We start from the raw sequence: 15455 nt of genomic DNA, 5'->3' as shown, positions 1-15455 counted from the left end.
AGCGGGGACAAGTGTCGGGTGGGAGGGTTCCCGTTTTTGCTCGAGAGTCTTCAACCTACCGGAGTTTCACCAGCAAGGCTGCAACTACTGACCAAGCGACCGAACCGATCAACATCATCATATTGATGGTCAACAGACGCTTTAGGTAAGGGGGGAAATTTTTTAGATCGACAGGGTCCAGTTCTCCGATACGGATAGACGCGTTCGGCATCGTCACCATTCCGGCAATTTTGGATATTTCCCAAAGCGACCAGATTACCCCTCGCTTACCCAGGCTCGTCCCCCAGATATAAATAAAACGACTGTTCTTCAGTGCCTCCCTCATAGAGCCCAAGTGCCGACGACTCAGATAAAGACTAAAAGTAATGCCAGCAACAGCTAGCAAAATTGGTCCTCCTGTAACCATCATTGCGATCCAGAGAGGCCAAGTATCAATACTGGTCATGGTTGTCTGGCCCCATAAATTTTTTCACCTATGTACTCACCCGTTTTACCACCGTAAGTCGTGCCCACCCACGTGCCCGCGCCTACAACAGCGGCGATACATATAACACCACCGGTCCCTGTTGTGACGCCAAGCGCAATGCAGATCGCAGTACTGGCATAACTCGCTGCCAACCCGCTTGCAGCACCTACTGCAGTAGACCCCGCGAATTTTCCTCCTTCGGTAAACTTAACCTTTTCACACGCTGCCCCAGTATCTCCATTACACACCTGCTGAATAGCCAAAAGTGAAGATATCCCGCCAAGAGCAATCCCGATGTACCCCCCAGCCTTCATATACTTCGTGGCACGACTGACCGCCTCAACATGAGCGGCATACCCCCGAATCTGCCCCGGCCCACCCGCCTTGTCCCAGTGATGCACCAGGCTACGGCTGGAAATACCCAGGGCTGCTTTCAACTTCGGGTGATCGCCCAGGGTTGTCTGGCCGCGCAGGCGCGTGGAGTTGAGCAAATGAGCATCCAACTGACTCATCAACCGCTGGCGATCAGCAAAGAACTGCGGCGACCTAAGGTGGCCGTGCTGCCGATAGTTTTCCTGATGCAACCGCTCCATGGCTTGGAGAGTATCGCGCAGATTGCTCAGATGCTTTTCCATCACCACAGCACTGACGCCAAGCCAGGTTGAGGTATGGCCGATGAAACCTGCGATCTCGGCACCGTGGCGATACAGAAAGTCGGCCTCGTCCGGCGTCAGTGAATCCAGAGATGCGCTGACTTGTTGTGCAGCATGCATCAGTTGCGCTTCCTGATAGGTGCAGGAGGTGTTGTTCGGATCGCTGAGCACGATCATCGAGCCGGCTTTGACGTTGCCGGTATTGGGATTCAGTGATTGAAACTTGCGCATTACAGCCGGGTCGAGCGTCGAAAAAAGTGTCGCCTCCAGCGCCTCGCGGGTCATGCTTTTGGGGACGATATAGAAACCTGGCTCCTCGCCTGAGAGAGCTTTAAATGCGCCAAATGCGGACCGGGGCGAATAACTTGGCGCGGTGGCAGTGCGTTGAGAAGGGGCTGACCATTGGGGCGCTGGCTGGACCGGCTCAACGGTTTGTCCGTTGGCGCGCGCAACGGAGCCACCTCTGCCGTGGTACTTGCCGAGTAACACCGAAGGAATCAGCTCGGCTTTACAGGGACAGCCGCTGTAGCTGTCCAACGTACCGGCAATAAGCCGGCCATTGCTTTGCATGAAGGAAATACCGCCAAGGATCTTATACGTTTGCCCATCCTTGCCACAGGTGACTGGGTCACCTTCGCACGCACGAAGACTGCCATGCATATGGGTCCTGTGATCTCCGTCCAGTACTTGGCCGCCGCAACTGGTTTTGTCACCTTGGCGGATGAAATAACCTACGCTCATTGTTTTGCCTCTTGCCCCTGCTTTTTGGCCGTACTTCCCTGCTCGTTTCGATAAGAAAACTGACGCGTGACGCATTTCAATCGAGATCAACGAGTAAGGGAAAGCCAGTAGAAAGCCAAACTTTGGAGAGGGATTTCCTTAGGGTAAAGTCAGACGATTCCGAGGTTTTCGTCGTATAAATCCGATAGATCGCTGACAGCCTCACTCAGTAACCACTTCCCATATCGGCATCGCCTGCTCGACATGCATTGTTAAAGGCCAGCAATCCATATCCCTTTAATTTGCAGGACGTTTCCTAGACAATCTTTCGGCCTTGCGCCTGCTCAACCCGCTGGCTAGCCTTCGCTTCGTCGCTGCCTATCAGCGATCGGGTGTGAGATCCCGTGTATCAGCAGGCGTCATGCGCTACAACCGTCTATGGCGGCTATGTGCGGGCAGACTTCGGTCTGGCCGGGTCCTGCTTTCCGGTATCTCACCCCGCACATAGCTGCCACCTTTTGACGTGTGAGATCGGCAAAAGAATGGCTCCCAATCCAAGCAGGAGCTTCACCCATGAGCAAAATCGTCCCTGATCCACCCTATCCCGTGTTTGTTGCCCACGAAGACCTGAGCTTCGAAGACGCCATCGCCAGCATTTCTTCGCTGCTGCGCTGCGCCGCCACCACCGCCACCGAAACCGCCGAGGGCCTCGAAGGCAGCCAACGTGACATGGCCTGCTCCACCGCCCACTTGATCGATATGGCCCGCACCCTCGCCGACCGCGCACTGGATTGCCTGCAACCCAAACCCACCAACACCCCATAACTCCTGCGAGAGAGCGCTCCCGATAGCGTTGGGTCAGTCAATCCATATCTGACCCACCGTCATCAAGGCATGGGTATCCACACAACTTTTGTAGCCACTGCCAACCGTAACCACGATGCGAAGCGAGCCGCTCTTGCTCTTGATCTGTTTTTGATCTTGATCTTAGGCGCCCCGTCAAACCACGCTGGCCGGAATTCGACAGGGATTTGGGGGGTAAACCGGCAGGGATGCCGGTTTAGCCGCCCCGCGCCATGGATGGCGCGTGGCGGCGGCCCCCCAAATCCATGGCGGATTACGGGCACACCGAGCCCAGGCGAGGTGCCGAGTGGTGGGGCAAGAGCGTTTTGCTTACTTTTGCGCTTTTCAAAAGTGACCCGCTGTAAAAGCGGAACCAATATCAGCCGCTACCTAAATAACGGATATGCACTCGATCAAAGTCCAGCATCCTGGTCGGCTGTCAGGCCGCCATCGGGGGCAAGCCCCCTCCCACAGGCCGATGCATTTGCTGCCCAAGTCGCTACAGACCTGGCAACCCAGGTAAACAAGACGGGCGGGAAGTGGTACAAAAGCAGTCCTTGCCACTTTCCTGGAGGCCGCCGCTCATGACATCCAAGCTCGAACAACTCAAGCAATTCACCACCGTGGTCTGCGACACCGGCGACCTCGACGCCATCAGCCGCCTGCGCCCGGTGGACGCCACCACCAACCCGTCGCTGCTGCTCAAGGCCGCCGCCATCCCGGAATACGCCGAGCTGCTGCGCAATGCCGTGTCCTTGTCCAAAGGGGATGTGGACCTGGCCTGCGACCACTTCGCTGTGGCGGTGGGTGCGGGCATTCTCAAGGTGATCCCGGGGCGTATTTCCACTGAAGTCGATGCGCGCCTGTCCTTCGACGAAGACGCGTTGTGGGCCAAGGCCAATCAGTTGATCGCCCTGTACGACCAGGCCGGTGTCAGCCGCGACCGCGTGCTGATCAAACTGGCCTCGACCTGGGAAGGCATCCGCACTGCCGAACGCCTGGAAAAATCCGGTATCCAGACCAACCTCACGCTGCTGTTCTCCTTCGCCCAGGCCGTGGCCTGCGCCGATGCCGGGGTGTTTTTGATCTCGCCCTTCGTGGGCCGCATTTACGACTGGTATCGCAAAAATACCGGCCTGGACTACACCGGCGTGGATGACCCGGGCGTGCAGTCGGTGACGCGAATCTACAACTACTACAAGACCAACCAGATCCCCACCGTGGTCATGGGCGCCAGCTTTCGCACCTTGAGCCAGATCGAACAACTGGCCGGCTGTGACCGCCTGACCATCAGCCCCGACCTCCTGCAAAAGCTCGCCGAAGACAACGGCCCGCTGGAGCGCAAGCTGGTGCCGGGCACCCATGGCGAAGCGCGCCAAAGCTTGACCGAAGCGCAATTTCGCTGGGCCTCGAACGAAGATGCGATGGCAACCGAAAAGCTGGCGGAAGGGATTCGGCAGTTCGCGCGGGATCAGGAAAAACTGGAAAAACTGCTGGCCGGCGCATGACCGCTATCAAACCGCTGGGCCAACCCCGCACGCTGGTGTTTCTGGCTTACCCACAAATGGGCTTGCTCGATCTGACCGGTGCGCAAACGGTGTTCTGGGCCGCGACCAAGGCCATGGCCGAACGCGGTTTACAAGGCTACGTGGTGCACAATGCCAGCCTGGCGGGTGGCCTGATGCCGACCGCTGAAGGCTTGAGCGTCGACACGGTGGCGCTGGCACAATTAGACCCTGGCGCCATCGATACGCTGGTGGTACCCGGCGCGCCCGCCATTGAGCAAGCCATGGCGGATAATACTGCGCTGGTGGCCTGGCTGCGCAACGCCTCCGGCCAGGCTCGACGTACCGCCTCGGTATGCAGCGGTACCTTTTTACTGGCGCAGGCAGGCTTGCTTGAGGGGCGCCGCGCGGCGACGCATTGGGCCATGTGCGAGCTGCTCAGACAACGCTTCCCGACCATCGAAGTGGATGTGGACGCGATATTCGTGCAGCAAGGCACGGTGTGGACCTCCGCCGGCGTGAGTGCCGGGATAGACCTGGCCCTCGCACTGGTGGAAGCCGATTGCGGCCGCGAGGTAGCGCTGCAAGTGGCGCGCGAATTGGTGGTGTTCCTCAAGCGACCCGGCGGCCAGGCGCAGTTCAGCCAGGTGCTGCAAGCGCAAACCGCCGACAGCGCCGGCTTCGATGCCCTGCACGTGTGGATCAGCGACAACCTGCGCGACAGCGACCTCAGCGTGGAACGCCTGGCCGCGCAGAGCCATATGAGCCCACGCAACTTTGCGCGGGTCTATAAACAAAAAACCGGTCGCACCCCGGCCAAGGCCATCGAATTGTTTCGCATGGAAGCGGCGCGGCGGATGCTTGAAGACTCCCAACGCAGCATCGACCAGATCGCCCGTCTGTGCGGGTTTGGCGACGAAGAGCGTATGCGCGGCACCTTCCACCGGCATCTGGCCATCGCACCACGCGACTACCGCGAGCGCTTTTCTCGCTAGGCCGATGAGAAGTGGCAGTGATTCAGGGTTTTCTGTCCTTTCTGACAAACAACAGTGCTTTTACAGTGATCCGGCAATGCCTTGCGGCTTATCTGGTCTCTGGAGCAACCCCATGAAACAACACATTCTGATCATTGGCGCCGGGTTCGGTGGCGTGTGGAGCGCCTTGAGCGCGGCTCGGCTACTGGATAAACACGACCGCAACGATGTGCGCATCAGCCTGCTCGCCCCCCAAGCGGAGCTGCGTATCCGCCCGCGGTTCTACGAGCCCGATGTGCATACCATGCTGGCCCCGCTTGATGCGCTGTTCGACGCAGTGGGCGTAACCTTTGTACAAGGCGCTGCCGACAGCATCGACACCAACGCCAGGCAAGTGACCTACCGCAACGCGGCGGGCACTCCGGCGACCCTCACCTACGACCGCTTGGTGCTTGCTGCCGGCAGCCGCTTGAATCGCCCAAGCATGGACGGTATCCAGCACGTATTCGACGTGGACCAGATCGAAGACGCCACGCGACTTGAAGCGCATATCAAGGCCCTGAAAAACCTGCCCGACAGCCCGGCGCGCAACACCGTGGTGGTTGCCGGCGGTGGTTTTACCGGGATCGAGACCGCCACCGAAATGCCCGCGCGACTGCGTGCGGCGCTGGGGGGTTCTGCCAATATCCGCGTGATTGTGGTGGACCGCGGCCCGCAGATAGCGGCGTCGATGGGGGATGGCATTCGCCCGGCGATCATCGAAGCCAGCCAGGCGCTCGGGCTTGAATGGGTACTGAACACCTCGGTTGCCTCAGTGGATGCCGGCGGTGTGACCCTGGCGGATGGGCAGCGGATTGAGTCCAGCACCGTGATCTGGACCATTGGTTTTCGCGCCAACCCGTTGACCGAGCAAGTCGATGGCACCCGCGATCCTCAGGGCCGCCTGCATGTGGACGCCAGCCTCAGAGTCAAAGGCCAACCTGCCGTTTACGCCGCCGGGGACGTGGCCTACGCCGCCACCGACGAGCTGGGCAACTTCGCTGCCATGTCCTGCCAGCACGCCATCGCCCTGGGCCGCTACGCTGGTAACAACGTCGCCGCCGATCTGATCGGCGTGGCCCCCATGACCTACAGCCAACCCAAATACGTCACCTGCCTCGACCTCGGCGCTTGGGGCGCGGTGTACACCGAAGGCTGGGACCGTCAGCTTAAGCTGGTGGGCCAGGAAGCCAAGGAACTCAAACAGCAGATCAATAGCGTGTGGATCTACCCACCGGCTGCGGATAGAAAGGTGGCGTTGGCGGCGGCGGATCCGTTGATCCCGGTGGCGTAGAACTTCGCGTTGCTCACTACAATGACAGGATGTGAACGATCCATTTTTTTGATGTCATCCACTTCCCGGTTGCGATGGAGCATCGCGCAGGCTACTCTTTCAACTCGCAGCAAGTGCTGCGATTGGACTTGGCGGTCCGACCAGATATAGGCGCAACGGCGCCCCCAACACGATTGCAGGCGCTTTTTTTGCGCCCGTGATTTCGTGCAATGGCGGGTTGCGCAGGGACTTCTTCGGAAGTGCCGGGTCCTATATCCCCGGTCCGCCAACCTTGCGTAATCCGCCACCCTAATTCTGCTTGGCGGCAGAAGGTGACGGCTCACTTAGATATAGGAGCAAGAACCATGACCTCATCTGATCGGTATATGCCCATAACGGGCCCCGATTGCACCATACCTACACTGCTAATCGATACTCAGGCGCCGCTTGATGCTTTGCATGACGCAGCAGTTTTTCGTATTCGGGCAGTCACTCAAGTTCTGGAAAACCTGGCACTTCGCGATGAAATCAGCAGCGATACCGTGGTGCTGCAGGACTTCGCGTTGCTGTTGAGTATTCCATTGCGGGACGGCTGCGATTTACTGGATGTGATCGGGCGTAGGCTAAGGGCAAGGATGTCGTAACCGAAAACAGGCGACCTTTGGTCGCCCTCTATAAACTCAGCAAATCAGCAAAGCCGCATTTATTCAGCGTACCTTGTGATAGTTGGCCAAAGCATTCATATATGCTGCTTTAACTGTCAGGCCTACAGTATCCAATACCTGCGCGTTAAGGGCAGCAAGCTTGTCACCTATCAAGCTTTGCCCCGCCTGCTTCAATTTGAGCCGGGAATGCCCGGCATATTTCGTGCCGGCAATATCCACCGTCAGGCTAACCTCACAGGCGTAATAGTCAGGAGAGTTCCAAGTCTTGACGAAGACTCTGTCGATCTCGACGCTGGTTTTGAGTGTCGAAGAGGGAGAAACGCCCACCGCACGCTTGGTGAAATCGGTCCAGTCGTCAACAGGAACGTTGGCGAACCCCTCGTAAAGGCCGACTTTGTAATTGGCAGCATGCCAAACAAGCTTGCTCGACTCCTTGCAGCGCGTACACTTTTCAGCGCCAGTCACTTGCACGATGTCGGCCTGTACAACACTACTTTTGATTGCCGCCAACTCGGCCTCCGTCGAGTACGCCGCGAAGTGCAACTGGTTGGTAACGCAACCACTGAGCCCTAACAGAACACATGCAACGATCAAGTACTTCATCAATCACCAATCCCTGTGAAATTCATTTGTTAAGCGGCACACCCTGCCCAAACCGCCGAATCGCCAGGCAATACCCCACCAAGGCCAACCCTGCCAGCAACCCACCCGCCGCGCCGATCCAGGCGAAGCCGAAGTGGCTGCCGACCCAACTGCCCATCAACGCACCACCGCCGATGCCGATGTTGTAGATCCCGGAAAACATCGCCATGGCCACATCGGTGGCGTCCGGTGCCAGCACCAGCACCTTGGACTGCATGGCCAGGCCAAAGCCCATGATCGCCATGCCCCAGAAAATGCTCAACACCACCAGGTAGGATTCGGCGCCGCTCAACGGCAGCATCAGCGCCAGGCACGCGGCGAGGATGAACACGGCGCCGATTACGAACAGGTGCGGGTTGAAGCGGTGCACCAGGCTGAACAACAGCGAGCCGATGATGCCGGCACCGCCGAACACCAACAGGATCAGGGTCACGGCACTGCCGCCCAGCCCGGCGACGCCTTCGACGAAGGGTTCGATGTAGCTGTAGGCGGTGAACTGCGCAGTGACGGTCATTGCGGTCAGCACGTAGAGCGCCACCAGCGCCGGGCGCTTGAACAGCAACGGCAGGCTGCGCAGGGAGCCGGAGTTCTGGCTGGGCAGCAGCGGCAAGGTGCGCCCCAGCCAGAACACCAGGGCGGCGGCGAAGGCGGCGATCACCAGAAAGGTGGTACGCCAGCCCATGGCCTCGCCCAACAGACGGCCCAAGGGAATGCCCAACACCATCGCCAGGGACGTGCCGGTGGCCAGCAAGCCAAGGGCCTGCACTTGCTTGCCCTCTGGCGCCAGGCGCACAGCCAGTGAAGCCGTGATCGACCAGAACAACGCATGGGCCAGGGCGATGCCGACCCGACTGACCATCAGCAGGCCGAAGCTGGTGGCGACGCTGGAGAGGATATGGCTGGCGATAAACAGACCGAACAATACGATCAGCAGCTTGCGGCGCTCGACGTTGCGGGTCAGCAGCATCACCGGCAGAGAGGTCAGCGACACGATCCACGCATAGATGGTGAGCATCAGGCCGACGCTGGCCACGGGCATGTCGAAGCTGGCGCCAATGGCGCTGAGCAGCCCGACGGGGACAAATTCGGTGGTATTGAACACAAACGCGGCCAGCGCAAGAGCGATGACCGGTTGCCAATTGGCTTGGGGGGTTGCGGCTGAAAGGCTCATTGACGGGCGCGGTACTCTGACGGTGATCAAACGGCCACCCAGGACAAGCGCCGCCGCCGAGCATTCTATAGGTTTCTCGGCCGGCTGTTGATGCGGATCGTCGGCTGAAGGTTTATGGCGACGTCATGGTAATGATGTAGTTGCCGGACTGAATAGCCTTGCCGGCGTTGTCTACCAGCAGATAGCGCTGGTCGTAATAGCGCCCCTCGCCGCTGTCTGCCACCAGCCGCACATGGGCCGCATTGACGCTGGCCACCGGCGCCACATTGCGCACCTCGAAGCGGCTGCCGCGACTGACGTTGGCACAGCCGCGCAGTTCCATCACCGAACCGCTGTGCGCATTTGTCGCACAGCCTGACTCGACAATGGCACCACTGAACCGGATGGTGCCCTGCCCCGCGGTCTCTGCAGCGCCGCAGGCGCTTGCCCATAGGCACAGGAGGCCAGTCATTACCGAAACACGACGAACGTTCATGCCGACACTCCTTCTTGGGTTAGTAAGAAGTGAATCGTCGGCGTGGTCGTTAACTTGAGTTTATTTGCCTGGGAATGAGAGGTGGATCACGGATCCACCTGCCCCATCAACTCGGGGATGGTTTCCGGGCGCTGGGCATAGCGCTGCGCCAATGCCGCGCACACCATCAACTGGATCTGATGAAACAGCATCAACGGCAAAATCAACACGCCCATGCTCGCCCCGGCGAACAGCACCTGCGCCATCGGCACGCCGGTGGCCAGGCTTTTCTTCGAGCCGCAGAACAGAATGGTGATGCGATCTTCCTGGTTAAAACCAAACGCCTTGCCCAGCAGCGTAGACGCCACCAACACCAGGGCCAGCAACACGCAGCACGCCACCACCAACCCGCCCAATTCCCACAGCGGGATTTGATGCCAGATGCCCTCATTGACCGCTTCGCTGAATGCGCCGTAGACCACCAGTAGAATCGAGCCCTGGTCGACAAATTTCAGCCAGGCTTTATTGCGTCCGACCCAGTCGCCGATCCAGCGCCGCGCAATTTGCCCGGCGATGAATGGCAGCAGCAACTGCACGCTGATCTTCAGGATCGCATCGACGGTGGAACCGCCCTCCCCATGTACGTTCAGCAGCAGCGTTACCAGCAGCGGGGTCAGGAAGATACCGAACAAGCTGGACGCCGCCGCACTGCAAATCGCCGCAGGAATATTGCCGCGAGCCAGGGACGTGAAGGCAATCGCCGATTGCACAGTGGCCGGCAACGCGCAGAGATAGAGCATGCCCATGTAAAGCTCTGTACCGATCAGCGGCGACAGCACCGGCTTGAGCGCCAGGCCCAACAATGGAAACAGTACGAAGGTCAGGCTGAATACCAGCAAGTGCAAACGCCAGTGGCCGGCGCCGGCGACGATAGCCTGGCGCGACAGCTTGGCGCCGTGCAGAAAAAACAGCAGCGCGATGGCCAGGTTGGTGACCCAACCAAAGGCCACGGCGGTCTGGCCGCTGGCCGGCAGCAATGAGGCGAGGATCACCGTGGCGATAAGGGTCAGGGTGAAGTTGTCGGGCAGAAAGCGCGGGCGGGTCATAAGCAAATCTTCCAGGGGTTGCCAAGAGCGTTCCGGCGACTCTAACGTAACGATCCTTTACCGACTAACGCCAATGAGCCACTAAATGCCGCCAAAAGGACATGAAAAAACCGTTCGGCGCAGTGTACCCGGGCTTTCCAGCCTGCCACGGCCGGTGTATGGGCGCACCGAATCCTTGCCCAATCGTGCGCTGACGCGACGCCACAGCCACCCTTGGGTGCAGTTGTCCTACGCGATTTCCGGGGTGCTGGAGATCCATACCAGCGTAGGGCGTTTCGTCGCGCCACCGCAGCGCGCTGTCTGGATTCCGGCAGGCATGCCCCATCGGGTATTCAGCTCGCCGCATACCGAAATGCGCAGCTTGTACCTTGATTGCAGCGTCACCGCCTGGGCGGCCGAGCGTTGCCAGGTGCTGGAGGTGAGCAGTTTGTTGCGTGAGTTGATCCGCAATTTCAGCCAGGTGCCGGTGGAATATGCAGAGGATGGCCCGGACGGGCGCCTGGCCCAGGTGTTGCTCGATCAACTCGCCGCAGCGCCCCAGGTGGATTTGATGTTGCCGTTACCCCATGAGCCACGGCTGCGGCAGATCTACCGCAGCCTGAACCTGCGCCCCGAGCAGCAGACCACCCTGGGAGAGTGGAGCACCAGGCTGGGCGTCAGCGAAAAGACCCTCAGCCGCTTGTTCCTCAAGGACACCGGGCTGACGTTCCGCGCATGGCGCCAGCGCCTGCGACTGCTCAGCGCCCTGCCCGCCCTGGAACGCGGCGAGCGGGTGACGGATGTGGCGTTGGGGTGTGGATATGAATCAACGTCGGCGTTCATTGTTGCGTTCCGTCAGCAGTTCGATGCAACGCCCGGTGAGTTCTTCCGCTGATATTCAGGCGCAACAAGAATCAACAGCCGGGAGGGAGCTTGCCGCAAATTGCCTTCTGTAGGAGCGAGCTTGCTCGCGAAAAACCTCAACGATAATGCGTGCGCCCTGAATGAACGCGGCGCCTGTGAGTTTTTCGCGAGCAAGCTCGCTCCTACAGGCAATAGAGCAAGCTCCCTCCCAGAGTTGACTGTATTTCATAGCCGCAGAGGGTTTAGCTACCCGCACCGCCGTGGGCTTCTTCGAAGAAATACTCTTTCCAGCTCGCCGCCTTGTTTTTCAACACCCCCAACTCCTGCAACTTCTCGGCATAGATAAAGGTGCGCTGGGGCACGATGGTGAAGTCGATTTCCGGGTCCTGGACGATTTTCTCCACCAGGTCCAACGGCAGCTTGGACTGTTCGACGCGGATATATGCCTTGGCGGCCGCAGGCTTGTCGGCTTTGATGATCTGCTCGGCCTCGGCCAGCGCGGCGTAGAACGCCTTGTAGGTCCGGGGGTTTTCGTCGTGGAATTTCTGAGTGGTGTACAGCACGTTGAACGTCGCCTGCCCGCCCAGGATGTCGTAGGAGCTGAGCACCTTGTGTACGTTGGGATTCAACAGTTCCTGATACTGGAACGGCGGGCTGGAGAAGTGCGAGTTGATCTCCGAACCACCGGCAATCAGCGCGGCGGTGGCATCAGGGTGCGCGAGGCTGATGGAGATGTTGTCGAATTTCTTGTAGTTGGCGTCGCCGAACTGCTTGGCGGTCTCGATCTGCAAGGTTCGGGACTGGAACCCCACACCGGCGGCGGGCACGGCAATGCGGTCGGTCTCGCTGAAGTCCTTGAGGCTCTTCACATTGGGGTTGTTGGTGAGCAGGTAATTGGGCATCGAGCCGAGGGAGGCAATGGCCTTGACGTTCTGCTTGCCCTTGGTGCGGTCCCACAGAGTCAGCATCGGCGGTACACCGGCCGAGACCACATCCAGCGCGCCGGCCAGCAACGATTCGTTCATGGCGGTAGCGCCGGAGATGCTGTTCCATTCCACCTGGATATCCAGGCCTTGCGCCTTGCCGTGCTTTTCGATCAGATGCTGGTCGCGCACCACGTCGAGGATCAGGTAACCAATGCCGAACTGCTGGGCGATGCTTATCTTGCCTTCGGCCTGGGCACCGGGGCTGAGCAAGGCGCTCGCGGCGGCCAGCGAGGCGGCCAGGAGGGGCAACGAGGAACGCTTGAAGGTCATGAAAGAGTCCGCTGCGATATCGAAAAGGTGATGGAGCGTAGCGACGTTTTTTAAGACACGAAAAGAATATCGGGATCTATTGTTATGCAAATAATCCCCAAACTGGCGCTCGGCTGGTATTGTGCCGCGCTTTGAAATACCGCCACCGATTGCGAGGAAATGGACGTTGAACACTGACGAAAAAATGACTGGAGACCTGTTTGAGGTTGATAAACGCCTGTCACTCAAGCCCGTGGTGGACTTCAACGCCTACCTGCGCAGCGCCTTCGGCGATGGCCCTTGCACCTGCGTACGTTGCGCTGCCAGTGGCGGTGATGAAACCGGCTATGAGTTCCAGCACACCTTTTCCTTTGATGCCAAGCCGATGCATCGGCGTTTCGCTTCGACGGCGGGCAGCGATGTGTTGATGGCGTTGAAGAAGGCATGGTTGTCGTACACCAAGGCCGAGTTGCCGCTCAGTGGTGTGCTGGTGCTGGACACGGTCAAGGAGTTTGTCGAGCCGCAGTTGCACAAGCGCCTGGCGCCGTTGTTTGTGGCCAGTGGGTTGGTCAAGGATGTGGACGGTGAGTTGCGCATTCAACCCCAAGCCATGGCCTGACAGCGTCTAATGGTGTATGCCGATCTTTAAAGGCTTTGTGTAGGAACGAGCTTGCTCGCGAAAAACTCACAGGCGCCATGTTTAATCAGGAAACACGCGTTATCGTTGACGTTTTTCGCGAGCGAGCTCGCTCCTACGGGTCTAGAAACCGGGGACACCCTGCACGCGCAGCTCTGGGGTCAGTTCCTCTTCAAGCGGCTCGGTCAGTGGCCGATCACTGATCCCCGGCAGCAGGATCACCTTGCGTCGCATCAATCACTCCGTCGACGCCACGCATACCGGCGGTCTGGCGGATGATGGTGTCGGCAGGGTCGTCATCTTCTTCGAAGTTGATCGGGATCACGCCGTACATCTGCTGTGCGTAAGCCAGCCGGTACGGATGGTCGTCGACCATGAAGATCTGCTCGGCCCCCAGCATCTGCGCGCACGCCGCACTCAGCAGCCCCACCGGGCCGGCGCCATAGATCGCCACGCTGGAACCCTGGCCGATGCCGGCATTGGTCACTGCCTGCCAGGCGGTGGGCAAAATATCCGAGAGGAACAGCACCTTTTCATCCGCCAGGGTACCGGGCACCTTGAACGGACCAGTGTTGGCCTTGGGCACCCGCACTAATTCCGCCTGGCCGCCCGGCACGCCACCATACAAGCGGCTGTAGCCGAACAGCGCCGCCCCCGGTGGGATCGCTTTTTTATTCAGAATGGCGCCGCGCCCGTCGTTGGTGGTTTCGCAGGCGGCGAACTGCTGCAACTGGCAGAAAAAGCAGTCACCGCAGGCAATCACAAATGGAATCACCACGCGGTCGCCACGTTGCACAGCCGTAACCGCTGGACCTGTGTCTTCGACGATACCCATGAACTCATGGCCGAAGATATCGCCGTGTTCCACGGTTGGGATTTTACCGCGGTACAAGTGCAGGTCCGAGCCGCAGATTGCGGTCGCGGTGACACGCAGAATGATGTCATCGGGTTGTTCAATGATCGGATCGGGCACCGTATCGACCTGCACCTTGTGTGCGCCCTGGTAAGTCATCGCTCGCATGATCTGCGCTCCTGCCGTTGAGGGGTTACTAGATAAGGGCCGCGCAGCACGCCGGTGTTCCCTCTACGAGGGGCGGCACCCGATCAATGGTCGCCGCGACTTTGGGCCAGCAGATGGTCGACTACGCTGCGCAGGCTGGCCACCTCATCGACACCCTCGGCGCGCGCCAGGGCGTACCAACGCAACTGCTCGGCCGCACTGTTGCCGCGCCGCAGCAGCGCTTGCAGCGTATCGAACAGACGCGGCTCGCCCATGGCATCCGCGGTCGCGCCGAATGTCTGGCGCGCGCAGTGCAACCATTGTTCGGCGCTGCCCATGGCGCCGGTGTCATCCAATGCAAAGTGGCCTCCCGCGCCGTAGCGTTTAGCCTGCCAGCGATTTTCCTTGAGCAGCCAGCGCGTCTGGGCAGTGAACCCGGCGCCGGGCCGCTCAAGGCCGCAGGCGTGGGTGACCATGACGCGAAACAGCGCGGCCAGGGCCAGGGCATCCGCCAGCCGCGGGCAGGCATCGGTCATGCGCAGTTCGAGGGTTGGGTAACGCGCCGCCGGGCGAATGCCCCACCAGCCATTGCCATCGGCCTTGATCGCGCCCATGCGTTGCAGCACCGCGAGGTAGTGCAGGTACTCGTTCCAGTCGGCGAAATGTTCCGGCACGCCCATGCGCGGCCATTCATCGCACGCGGCCTGGCGGTAGCTCATAAACCCGCTGGGTGCGCCGTCCCACAATGGCGAGGAGCAACTGAGCAGCAATAACAGGGGCAGCCAGGGTGATACCTGATTCATCACGGCGATGCGGTCATGGGTTTGCGGCACCTGCACGTGCACATGCAGCCCGCACAATAGGCTGCGCCGGGCTACGTATTGAATATCGTCGAACAACTGCTGGAAATGGGCCTGGTCGGTGGGCCGCTGTTCGCGCCAGTCGGCCAACGGATGGCTGCCGGCACATACCACGCCGAGGCCAAACTCACCCAGGCGCTGCGCCAGATTGCGGCGCACTGTAGCCAGGTAGTCCGCGGCTTCAGCGCTGGCACTGAATACCGGTGACGCAACTTCGATCTGGCCCTGGAACATCTCATAGGAGAAGCCCGCGCCGATCGCCTCGCGACACGCCGCCAGCACCGCTGCCGAAGGCTCGCCGAGCATCCGGCGCGTGTGCAGGTCGGTGATGAAGTATTCCTCTTCGATACCGAAAGTAAGCATCAAGGG

Annotated in this window: 15 protein-coding genes and 1 pseudogene; 7 read left to right on the top strand and 9 right to left on the bottom strand. The window is 59.8% G+C overall.

The window, feature by feature from the left end:
• Nucleotides 1-55: 55 nt before the first annotated feature.
• Together TX23_RS16815 and TX23_RS16810 are read right to left on the bottom strand one after the other, a co-directional pair.
• Complete coding sequence (locus tag TX23_RS16815; RefSeq protein WP_057703166.1) at nucleotides 56-445, bottom strand: hypothetical protein; 390 nt, start codon at nucleotides 443-445, stop codon at nucleotides 56-58.
• Nucleotides 442-1860, bottom strand: a complete 1419-nt coding sequence (locus TX23_RS16810; protein WP_057703165.1) for a PAAR domain-containing protein — start codon at nucleotides 1858-1860, stop codon at nucleotides 442-444. The genes TX23_RS16815 and TX23_RS16810 overlap by 4 nt, the downstream gene beginning before the upstream one ends.
• A 552-nt stretch (nucleotides 1861-2412) precedes the next feature.
• Between TX23_RS16810 and TX23_RS16805 the strand changes: the two genes are divergently transcribed.
• The 5 genes from TX23_RS16805 (at nucleotide 2413) to TX23_RS16785 (ending at nucleotide 7117) form a co-directional block, all read left to right on the top strand.
• Complete coding sequence (locus tag TX23_RS16805; RefSeq protein ID WP_057703164.1) at nucleotides 2413-2664, top strand: DUF6124 family protein; 252 nt, start codon at nucleotides 2413-2415, stop codon at nucleotides 2662-2664.
• A 602-nt stretch (nucleotides 2665-3266) separates the two neighbouring features.
• The gene (gene tal / locus TX23_RS16800) at nucleotides 3267-4190 is read left to right on the top strand and encodes a transaldolase (protein ID WP_057703163.1); all 924 of its coding nucleotides are present in this window, start codon (nucleotides 3267-3269) and stop codon (nucleotides 4188-4190) included.
• A complete protein-coding gene (locus TX23_RS16795; RefSeq protein ID WP_057703162.1) occupies nucleotides 4187-5182 on the top strand; it encodes a GlxA family transcriptional regulator in 996 nt (331 codons plus the stop codon). The genes tal and TX23_RS16795 overlap by 4 nt, the downstream gene beginning before the upstream one ends.
• 112 nt (nucleotides 5183-5294) lie before the next feature.
• Nucleotides 5295-6494 carry an NAD(P)/FAD-dependent oxidoreductase gene (locus TX23_RS16790; protein ID WP_057703161.1) on the top strand — a complete coding sequence of 400 codons (1200 nt, stop codon included), beginning with the start codon at nucleotides 5295-5297 and terminating at the stop codon, nucleotides 6492-6494.
• Nucleotides 6495-6859: 365 nt separating this feature from the next.
• Nucleotides 6860-7117, top strand: coding sequence for a hypothetical protein (locus tag TX23_RS16785; RefSeq protein WP_032897892.1), 258 nt, complete (start codon nucleotides 6860-6862; stop codon nucleotides 7115-7117).
• Nucleotides 7118-7180: 63 nt separating this feature from the next.
• On the opposite strand, the gene TX23_RS16780 is transcribed toward TX23_RS16785, so the two are convergent.
• The 4 genes from TX23_RS16780 to TX23_RS16765 form a co-directional block, all read right to left on the bottom strand.
• Nucleotides 7181-7741 carry a hypothetical protein gene (locus tag TX23_RS16780; RefSeq protein ID WP_057703160.1) on the bottom strand — a complete coding sequence of 187 codons (561 nt, stop codon included), beginning with the start codon at nucleotides 7739-7741 and terminating at the stop codon, nucleotides 7181-7183.
• 22 nt (nucleotides 7742-7763) lie between these two features.
• The gene (locus TX23_RS16775) at nucleotides 7764-8951 is read right to left on the bottom strand and encodes a sugar transporter (protein ID WP_057703159.1); all 1188 of its coding nucleotides are present in this window, start codon (nucleotides 8949-8951) and stop codon (nucleotides 7764-7766) included.
• 112 nt (nucleotides 8952-9063) lie between these two features.
• Nucleotides 9064-9426, bottom strand: coding sequence for a type 1 fimbrial protein (locus TX23_RS16770; RefSeq protein WP_057703158.1), 363 nt, complete (start codon nucleotides 9424-9426; stop codon nucleotides 9064-9066).
• A gap of 86 nt (nucleotides 9427-9512) precedes the next feature.
• Nucleotides 9513-10511, bottom strand: coding sequence for a bile acid:sodium symporter family protein (locus tag TX23_RS16765; protein WP_057703157.1), 999 nt, complete (start codon nucleotides 10509-10511; stop codon nucleotides 9513-9515).
• 85 nt (nucleotides 10512-10596) lie between these two features.
• On the opposite strand from TX23_RS16765, the gene TX23_RS16760 reads away from it, so the two are divergent.
• Nucleotides 10597-11385 (top strand): AraC family transcriptional regulator, encoded by a 789-nt coding sequence (locus tag TX23_RS16760; RefSeq protein WP_057703156.1) that lies wholly within the window; start codon nucleotides 10597-10599, stop codon nucleotides 11383-11385.
• Between the two features lie 211 nt (nucleotides 11386-11596).
• On the opposite strand, the gene TX23_RS16755 is transcribed toward TX23_RS16760, so the two are convergent.
• Nucleotides 11597-12610, bottom strand: a complete 1014-nt coding sequence (locus tag TX23_RS16755) for an ABC transporter substrate-binding protein (protein ID WP_057703155.1) — start codon at nucleotides 12608-12610, stop codon at nucleotides 11597-11599.
• A 166-nt stretch (nucleotides 12611-12776) separates the two neighbouring features.
• Here TX23_RS16755 and TX23_RS16750 point away from each other — a divergent pair, with 166 nt between their 5' ends.
• Nucleotides 12777-13208 (top strand): hypothetical protein, encoded by a 432-nt coding sequence (locus TX23_RS16750; protein ID WP_057703154.1) that lies wholly within the window; start codon nucleotides 12777-12779, stop codon nucleotides 13206-13208.
• Nucleotides 13209-13455: 247 nt separating this feature from the next.
• Here TX23_RS16750 and TX23_RS16745 read toward each other — a convergent pair.
• Both TX23_RS16745 and TX23_RS16740 read right to left on the bottom strand, forming a co-directional pair.
• Nucleotides 13456-14247, bottom strand: a pseudogene (locus TX23_RS16745) (alcohol dehydrogenase catalytic domain-containing protein); the annotation flags it as partial.
• A gap of 83 nt (nucleotides 14248-14330) precedes the next feature.
• Nucleotides 14331-15449, bottom strand: a complete 1119-nt coding sequence (locus TX23_RS16740; protein ID WP_057703153.1) for a carboxylate-amine ligase — start codon at nucleotides 15447-15449, stop codon at nucleotides 14331-14333.
• Nucleotides 15450-15455: the final 6 nt, after the last annotated feature.

Source organism: Pseudomonas paralactis (assembly GCF_001439735.1).
Taxonomy (GTDB): Bacteria; Pseudomonadota; Gammaproteobacteria; order Pseudomonadales; family Pseudomonadaceae; genus Aquipseudomonas; species Aquipseudomonas paralactis.
This window is presented reverse-complemented; position numbering and strand designations above follow the sequence as displayed.

Bases quoted from the DNA above. Each gene is read 5' to 3' on its own strand.
- TX23_RS16780 (WP_057703160.1), bottom strand. From the start codon at position 7,741: ATGAAGTACTTGATCGTTGCATGTGTTCTGTTAGGGCTCAGTGGTTGC.
- TX23_RS16775 (WP_057703159.1), bottom strand. From the start codon at position 8,951: ATGAGCCTTTCAGCCGCAACCCCCCAAGCCAATTGGCAACCGGTCATC.
- TX23_RS16765 (WP_057703157.1), bottom strand. From the start codon at position 10,511: ATGACCCGCCCGCGCTTTCTGCCCGACAACTTCACCCTGACCCTTATC.
- TX23_RS16810 (WP_057703165.1), bottom strand. From the start codon at position 1,860: ATGAGCGTAGGTTATTTCATCCGCCAAGGTGACAAAACCAGTTGCGGC.
- TX23_RS16790 (WP_057703161.1), top strand. From the start codon at position 5,295: ATGAAACAACACATTCTGATCATTGGCGCCGGGTTCGGTGGCGTGTGG.
- TX23_RS16740 (WP_057703153.1), bottom strand. From the start codon at position 15,449: ATGCTTACTTTCGGTATCGAAGAGGAATACTTCATCACCGACCTGCAC.
- TX23_RS16785 (WP_032897892.1), top strand. From the start codon at position 6,860: ATGCCCATAACGGGCCCCGATTGCACCATACCTACACTGCTAATCGAT.
- TX23_RS16760 (WP_057703156.1), top strand. From the start codon at position 10,597: ATGCCGCCAAAAGGACATGAAAAAACCGTTCGGCGCAGTGTACCCGGG.
- TX23_RS16795 (WP_057703162.1), top strand. From the start codon at position 4,187: ATGACCGCTATCAAACCGCTGGGCCAACCCCGCACGCTGGTGTTTCTG.
- TX23_RS16770 (WP_057703158.1), bottom strand. From the start codon at position 9,426: ATGAACGTTCGTCGTGTTTCGGTAATGACTGGCCTCCTGTGCCTATGG.
- TX23_RS16805 (WP_057703164.1), top strand. From the start codon at position 2,413: ATGAGCAAAATCGTCCCTGATCCACCCTATCCCGTGTTTGTTGCCCAC.
- tal (WP_057703163.1), top strand. From the start codon at position 3,267: ATGACATCCAAGCTCGAACAACTCAAGCAATTCACCACCGTGGTCTGC.
- TX23_RS16815 (WP_057703166.1), bottom strand. From the start codon at position 445: ATGACCAGTATTGATACTTGGCCTCTCTGGATCGCAATGATGGTTACA.
- TX23_RS16755 (WP_057703155.1), bottom strand. From the start codon at position 12,610: ATGACCTTCAAGCGTTCCTCGTTGCCCCTCCTGGCCGCCTCGCTGGCC.